9 protein-coding genes are annotated in these 6,814 nt (G+C 62.6%); all 9 read left to right on the top strand.

Annotation, left to right across the window (positions count from 1 at the left end):
* Positions 1–217 (top strand): hypothetical protein (locus L1069_RS17020; protein WP_237456470.1); only part of this gene is annotated, 217 nt, incomplete at its 5' end.
* 12 nt (positions 218–229) lie between these two features.
* Positions 230–733: a hypothetical protein gene (locus tag L1069_RS17015; RefSeq protein WP_237456469.1), complete on the top strand. Its 504-nt coding sequence runs from the start codon at positions 230–232 to the stop codon at positions 731–733.
* Positions 734–735: 2 nt separating this feature from the next.
* Entirely contained in the window at positions 736–1,917 is a 1,182-nt protein-coding gene (locus tag L1069_RS17010; RefSeq protein ID WP_237456468.1) for a phage tail sheath subtilisin-like domain-containing protein, read from the top strand.
* 12 nt (positions 1,918–1,929) lie between these two features.
* On the top strand, positions 1,930–2,430 hold the full coding sequence (locus tag L1069_RS17005) for a phage major tail tube protein (protein ID WP_237456467.1): 501 nt from the start codon (positions 1,930–1,932) through the stop codon (positions 2,428–2,430).
* Between the two features lie 296 nt (positions 2,431–2,726).
* Entirely contained in the window at positions 2,727–3,035 is a 309-nt protein-coding gene (locus L1069_RS17000; RefSeq protein ID WP_237456466.1) for a phage tail assembly protein, read from the top strand.
* A gap of 26 nt (positions 3,036–3,061) precedes the next feature.
* The gene (locus tag L1069_RS16995; RefSeq protein WP_237456465.1) at positions 3,062–3,202 is read left to right on the top strand and encodes a GpE family phage tail protein; all 141 of its coding nucleotides are present in this window, start codon (positions 3,062–3,064) and stop codon (positions 3,200–3,202) included.
* An 18-nt stretch (positions 3,203–3,220) separates the two neighbouring features.
* Complete coding sequence (locus tag L1069_RS16990) at positions 3,221–6,181, top strand: phage tail tape measure protein (protein WP_237456464.1); 2,961 nt, start codon at positions 3,221–3,223, stop codon at positions 6,179–6,181.
* Positions 6,181–6,609, top strand: coding sequence for a phage tail protein (locus L1069_RS16985; protein ID WP_237456463.1), 429 nt, complete (start codon positions 6,181–6,183; stop codon positions 6,607–6,609). The genes L1069_RS16990 and L1069_RS16985 overlap by 1 nt, the downstream gene beginning before the upstream one ends.
* Positions 6,609–6,812, top strand: coding sequence for a tail protein X (locus L1069_RS16980; RefSeq protein WP_027258560.1), 204 nt, complete (start codon positions 6,609–6,611; stop codon positions 6,810–6,812). The genes L1069_RS16985 and L1069_RS16980 overlap by 1 nt, the downstream gene beginning before the upstream one ends.
* The last annotated feature ends 2 nt before the right edge of the window (positions 6,813–6,814 follow it).

The following is a 6,814-nucleotide window of genomic DNA, read 5'->3' as shown; positions in this document are numbered from 1 at the left end:
CCACGGCGTAACCTCTGTTCTGCTGCAATCCTGTGAATTTGAACTGCCCGCAGGCAGCAATCAGACCTTTTTGACCCTGTCGAACCTGATGTCCCTGATGGTCCAGAACACCACCTACCCAAGCGAGATGGCTGGCCGCTGGGTTCAGGGGGTCGCAGCCGATACCGACCCTCTGACAATTCGCCAGATGGCCGCCACAAACCTTAGCAGCCTGTAAGGAGACAAGAACATGCTGACAGTGACCCACAACGGGAAGGTCTACGCCAACTGGGAAACGGCTGATTTGACCCGCTCCGGCGTGCCGCTGGCCGTGATTGGCGCAGCAGCAAAAGCATCTGCGGCCAGCGAAATCGCCCGCTTGGCCAATGGCTGGCGCGCCCAGGTGGCCAGTGCCTCACCGGGAAAGCTGATGGAATGGCAGTTCAAAAGCCAGATCGCGGCTGCCCCTGACAACGCCGATCCTGCCGAGCTTGCCCTGCTTGACCGCGAGGCAGCGGCACGCGGTTTAGACCGCGCTGCACTCTTGGACGGGATCACCGCCAAGGCCGTCGCCTACCGCCGGATTGCGCTGCTGATCGGTGCGCTTGAGGCCGAAACCAAGGCCGCCGTTGCCGCTGTCCCGGATGATGCGGCGGATATTGAAACCCAAGTCAACACCGCCCTGGGCGCTGCAAAAGCCCAGGCAGAGGCGGCCTTTGCCGAGGCTGCAGCACTTATCAACGGAGGTTCCTGACCATGCCAGAACAGTTTCTTCATGGGGTGGAGGTCATCGGCATTGATGATGGCCTCCGCCCGATCCGCAGCGCCAAAAGCTCCGTTATCGGGCTTGTCGGCACCGCACCGGACGCGGCCAGCGGCTTTCCGATGCATAAACCTGTGTTCATCGGCGGACCGCGCCAGGCCAATGACCTGGGCCTCACCGGCACCCTGCGGGACGCCTATATGACCGCCTATCAGAATGGCGCCACCGAAGTGGTGGTGGTTGCCACGCCGGAAGGCGCAAACGACGCCGAAACCAAGGCCAACGTGGTGGGCGATCCGGGCATGGGCACGGGCGTTTTTGCTCTGGAAAGTGCGCGCTCTGTCCTGGACATGGTGCCGCGCATTACCGCCGCGCCGGGCTTTACTTCAGGCCTGCCCGCAGATGGCGTGAACCCGGTTGTTTCCAACCTCATCACGGTTGCTGAAAAAAACCGCGCCGTGGTGCTGAAGGACGGCCCCAACACCACCGAGACCGACGCCAAGCTGGACCGGCAGAATTACGGCTCCGAACGGCTGTTCATTGTGGACCCCGGCGTCACCGCCTTTGACCCGGTTTCCGCAACGGATGTGGCGCGGCCGGCCTCCGGCTACGTCGCAGGCCTGATCGCCAAGAATGACGTGCAGAACGGTTACTGGCATTCGCCGTCGAACAAGATCCTGCGCGGCATCAATGGCACCGCCCGGCCGGTCGGGTTCCACCTCAATTCGGCGGCCACCGAGGCCAACCGGATGAACGAAGCCGAAGTGGCGACCATCATCCGGTCCAGCGGCTTCCGCCTTTGGGGCAACCGCACCACCAGCGCCGACGCGCAGTGGGCGTTCCTGTCCGTGGTGCGCACCGACGACATTGTCGCCCAGAGCATTGCCAACGCGCATCTTTGGGCAATGGACCGGCCTATGTCGGCGCAACTGATCATGGATATCCGGGACGGTGTTCTGGCCTTCGGGCGGGGCCTGGTGCAGGTCGGCGCGCTTCTGGGCTTCAATTGCTGGCTGGACAAGGAGCTGAACACCGAAGCCACGCTGAAGGCAGGCAAGCTCTACCTGGACTACGACCTGGAGCCGCCCGCGCCGCTGGAGCACCTGACATTCCGCCGCCACCGCAACGGCGACTATTACAACAACCTGATTTCCAGCGTGAAACAGGCTGCATAAGGAGACGGACCCATGATCCAGTATCCCCGCACCATCCGGAACTTTGGCGCCTTCATTGACGGCCGCAGCTATTGCGGCCGGGTGACCGAAGGCAAGCTGCCGGAACTGAAACTCATGCTTGCCGCCCACCGCGGATCCGGCATGGACGCCCCGGTCAACCAGGACATGGGCATGGAGGCCCTGCGGACCGAGCTGACCCTGGCAGAATGGCCGCCCGAACTGATCAAGATGTTCGGCACCCGCCAGCGGCTGACCCTGCGCCCCGGCGCCATGGGGGAAGAGGACTTTTCGTCTGACACCATCATCGCCACGGTCGGCGGCCGGTTTTCCGTGACCAACTTCGCGGATCTGAAACCGGGTTCCGACGCACCGCTGAAGCTGACCGTTGAGACCGACTATTTCCGGATGCTGCACAACGGCGACGAGCTGTTCGAGATCGACGTCCGCGCAGGCAAGCGGGTCATTGGCGGCGTGGATCAGCTCGCGGAATTGCGTGCGTCCATGGGCCTCTAAGGCCGCGCCTCAAACACATCAGGCGCGGCGGCATTCTCCGGCGCGTCCCACTTTAAAGTCCGAGGTCAAAATGGACTTAGTTCCTATCCTCCACGCCGCATTAAAAGCCGTTGGCGGCGACCCAAACGCAGATACGATCCGTGTCCAAGATTTGGAAGCTGCACGAGTGGCCTTGCAAGCAGTGGACCGCCACATAGGCGTGCTCCTCGGAGAGGTAGAAATAGCTTCGGTCAAACTGGTTGCTGACCCAATCGGTAACCCCTCTCTTTAACCCCCTTTAAAACCGGATTTACACAATGGCTCCTGTCTCCAAACTGAACGCTGTCACTCTATCCAAGCCCGTCACCATTGATGGCGAAAAGGTCGTGGAAATCACCCTGCGCAAACCCTCTCCCGGTGAATTGCGCGGGCTGTCGATGATCGACGTGCTGCGCATGGAAGTTGACACCATGTTCAAGCTGCTGCCCCGCATCACTCAGCCGCCCCTCTCCTCCGTTCAACTCTCTTCAGAAGTGGATTTGGGTGATTTCAACACGATGGCTCAGCAGGCACTGCTTTTTTTCGTGACACCGGAACAGGCAGAGGGTTTGCAAGCGACCCCCTGAAGCTGCCCGAATACGTGGACGACGCCATGGCGGATATCGCCATGGTCTTCCACTGGCCCCCTAACATCATGGACGAAATGACCCTGGAAGAGCTGGTCATGTGGTGGGGCAAGGCGCGGGACCGCGCGGAGGCACAGAACGGCGGCAGCGGCGGCCCCCAGCCTTGAGAAACGGAGCAGACCGGAATGACATCTGGAAACATGAACATCGCGCTGATCCTGAAACTGGTGGATCAGGTTTCCGGCCCGGCCAAGGCAGCAAACAACGCTTTGCGCCAGATTGGCGACGTTACTGAGGCGACCGGCCGGGGCGGCGTGGAATGGGCCAACCGGCAGCTTGAAGCCAACAAGACCCGCCGCGCCGCCCTTCAAGGGGAGGCCATGGGGCTGCTGGCTTTGGGCGGCAGCCTGGTGGCCCTGACAGAGCCAGCTATTCAGGCCGAACGGCGGTTGGCAGAAGTCTCCAAAGTAGTCGAGTTTGAATCACCTGAAGGCCTGGCCATTCTGCAAAAGCAGATCCGCGAGCTGGTGACCTCCGGAGGGCTGGCGGCCACGGCTGAAGGCATGACCGATATCATTGCCGCAGCGGGCCGCATGGGCGTTGTTGACGGCAACCTGCCCGATGCCCGGAAGCGCCAAGAGCTGCTGCAGTTTGCCACCGATGCGGCCAAGATGAGCGCCGCCTTTGGCATCTCGGCCGATGAGGCCGGAACCGCTTTGGCCCGCTGGCGCCAGAACCTGCAGCTCACCCATCAGGACGCCATGGTTCTGGGTGATACGGTCAACCTCCTGGGCAATACCATGGCCACCAATGAGGCCGATATCCTGCAGGTGATCAACCGCCAGGGCACCGTCGCAAAGTCGGCCGGGCTGGCAGCAGATGAGATTGCCGCCCTCAGCGCCACCCTGCTGGCGGCCGGGTCCGCGCCGGAAATCGCCGCAACCGGGCTGAAGAACTTCACCAACGCCTTGACCAAAGGCGGCGACGTGACCAAGCGCCAGGGCGCCGTCTACAAAGCCCTTGGCATTGATCCGGAGTTCATGGCCAAGAAGATGCAAGAAGACGCCTCCGGCGCCATGCTGCAGGTGCTGGACGCGTTCCAGAGCATTCCCGTCCACAAGCGCAATGCGATGGTCGGCAGCCTGTTCGGCGAGGAAGCCAAAGGCGCCATCATGCCGCTGATTTCCAATGTTGAAATGCTGCGCGAAGCCTTTGCCAAAACCGCCGACACCGCCAGCCTGCTGGGCCTCATGGAAGAGGAATACAGCCGCCAGGCCGCAACCACCTTTGTGCAGCGCCAGCGCCTGCTGGAATTTGTCAAAGGGCTGGCCGTTGTGGTTGGCTCCACCCTGCTGCCGCAGATGAATGAGTTGATGGAAAGCCTGATGCCGGTGATTTCGGCGGTGACAGCCTGGTCGGCCGCGCACCCGGGCTTGATCAATGGGGTGATGAAAGCGGCGCTGGCGCTGTTCACCTTCAAACTTGCCTCCATTGCCCTGCGCTGGACGCTGTTTTCCATCCTGCCGCCCTTCCTGCATATCATCCGCGCAGGAAGCTGGCTGTTGGCGCTGGCGCCGCAGCTTGCGCGCGGGCTGCTGGCCCTTCTGAACCCGCTGAAGCTGGTCCGGGCCGCCCTGATTGCCATCCGCTTTGCCTTCCTGGCCACCGGCATTGGCGCGCTGATTGCAGGCGTGGCGATGGGCGGCGTCTGGATCTACAACAACTGGTCCGGCCTGCAGGCTTTCTTCACCGGCTTCTGGTCCTCTTTCCGCGCTTCCCTTGGCCCGGCCGCGCCGATGCTGGACGGGATTGTGGACGCGGTGAAGCACCTCTGGACCTGGTTCGGCAATCTCATGGGGCCGCTGGATGCAACCCGCGATGAATGGACGGCCTGGGGCAACAGCGCGGGCCAGGCCCTGGGCGGCTTAGTCGGAAAGCTCAGCCAGTGGACCGGCATCAACGGTCAGGTGCTCGGCTCCATCGCAGCGGTCTACGCCGGGTTTGCCGCCCTGAAATACATCTGGTGGCTGCCCATGACCCCCATCATTGGCGCAGGAAAACTGCTGGCCTGGGTGGCCAAAGGCCCCATCAAATGGCTGCTGTCCGGTGTGGGTCTGTTGGCCAAAGGGTTTGTGCGGCTGGGTGTCCTGGCAATGGCCAACCCGATTGGCCTTATTATCGCCTCCGTCGCGGCGCTGGCCTATGCCGTCTATGACAACTGGGACAAGATCGTCGGCGCCGTCACCGATAAAGTGGACCTGGTCCGCGCTGCTTTTGATGAGGGCATCATCAAAGGCGTGTTCAAGCTGCTGGCTGAGTTCAACCCCTTCACCCTGGCTGTAGAGGGTGCCATCGGCCTGGTGGCCTATGTGATGGAACTGCTGGGCGTGCCCGACCAGATCATTGCCAAGTTCAAAGAGTTCAGCCTGTTTGCAACCGGCGTCACCTTCATGAAGTCCCTATGGGACGGCATGGCCTCTATCGTGGATCAGCTGGTCACCTTCATCACCAACAAGCTGAAGAACTTAAAGCCGCAATGGCTGACGGACTTGCAGAACTGGGCCAGCGGCGGCGATGGCCCGGCCGCTCCAGCGGCGCGGGCGCATCCGCTGTCCGGCTCCGTGGCCCCGCGCGTGCAGGGCAACCGCGACAGCGGCGGGCCGGTGCTGCCGGGCCTGTCCTATCTGATCGGGGAGAGGCGGGAACCGGAGGTCTTTGTCCCGAAGGTGCCGGGCAATATTCTGCCCGCTCGTGCCCTTAAAGCTGCGACCCGTGCCGCCGCCGCTGCCAAACCAACCGCGCGCGTCATCCGCCAAGCGGCCAGCGTTCAGAACACAGCTATCAGCACCCGGAACATTACCCGGATCAGCCAGGCCATGAAGGCAGCCGCTGCGGCGTCGGCAATGGCGGCGCCCGCTGCCGCGCTGCCCGGCAAGGCGGAGATCGAGCAGCGCATCGATCCGCGCCCGGCATTGTCCGCCCAGGCCCCGGCCCCGCAGGTGACCCGTGAAGGCGATGTGTTCACTATCAATGTCTACCCGCAGCCCGGTCGGGACAGCGAGGCAATTGCAAGGGAAGTCATGCGCCAGCTCAAGCGCAGAGACAGCGACCGGCGCGCGGATCTGCATGACGGATTGGACTACTGATGCAGCTAGGATTGGTCATGATGGCCCTGGGGGTGTTCCGCTTTGGCATGTCCGGCGGCTCTTATCAGCAGTTTTCCCGCACCGCCGGCTACCGCTGGCAGAAGGTGGACCGGATCGGCCGCGCCCCTGCCCTGCAGTACACCGGGCCGGACGCCGAAGACCTCACCCTTGAAGGGGTGATTTACCCCCATTTCAAGGGCGGTTTAAGGCAGGTTGAACTGATGCGCCTGCAGGCCAAAACCGGCTTGCCGATGATGATGGTGGACGGGCTGGGCTGGGTCTGGGACCGCTGGACAATCACCCGCGTGGAAGAGCGCAAAAGCCTCTTTCTGGCGGACGGCGCCCCCCGCAAAATCGAGTTCACCTTGAACCTGAAATCCTACGGCCAGGACAATGGCGTCCTGTCCTCATTCTTCGGGGGGCTGTGATGACCACGTACCGCACCAGCGAAGGCGATATGGTGGATGAGATCTGCAAGGACCACTACGGCCGCGAAGACATGGCCGTGGCGGTCTATGAGGCAAATCCGGGCCTTGCCCAGCTTGGCCCGATCCTGCCGAAAGGGCTGGAAATCACCCTGCCCGCCGCACAGCCCGCAACCGTGCGCAAGCCTGTGCGGCTTTGGGGCTGAGC

The sequence above is a fragment of the Leisingera sp. MMG026 genome (genome assembly GCF_021654205.1).
GTDB lineage: Bacteria > Pseudomonadota > Alphaproteobacteria > Rhodobacterales > Rhodobacteraceae > Leisingera.
This window is presented reverse-complemented; position numbering and strand designations above follow the sequence as displayed.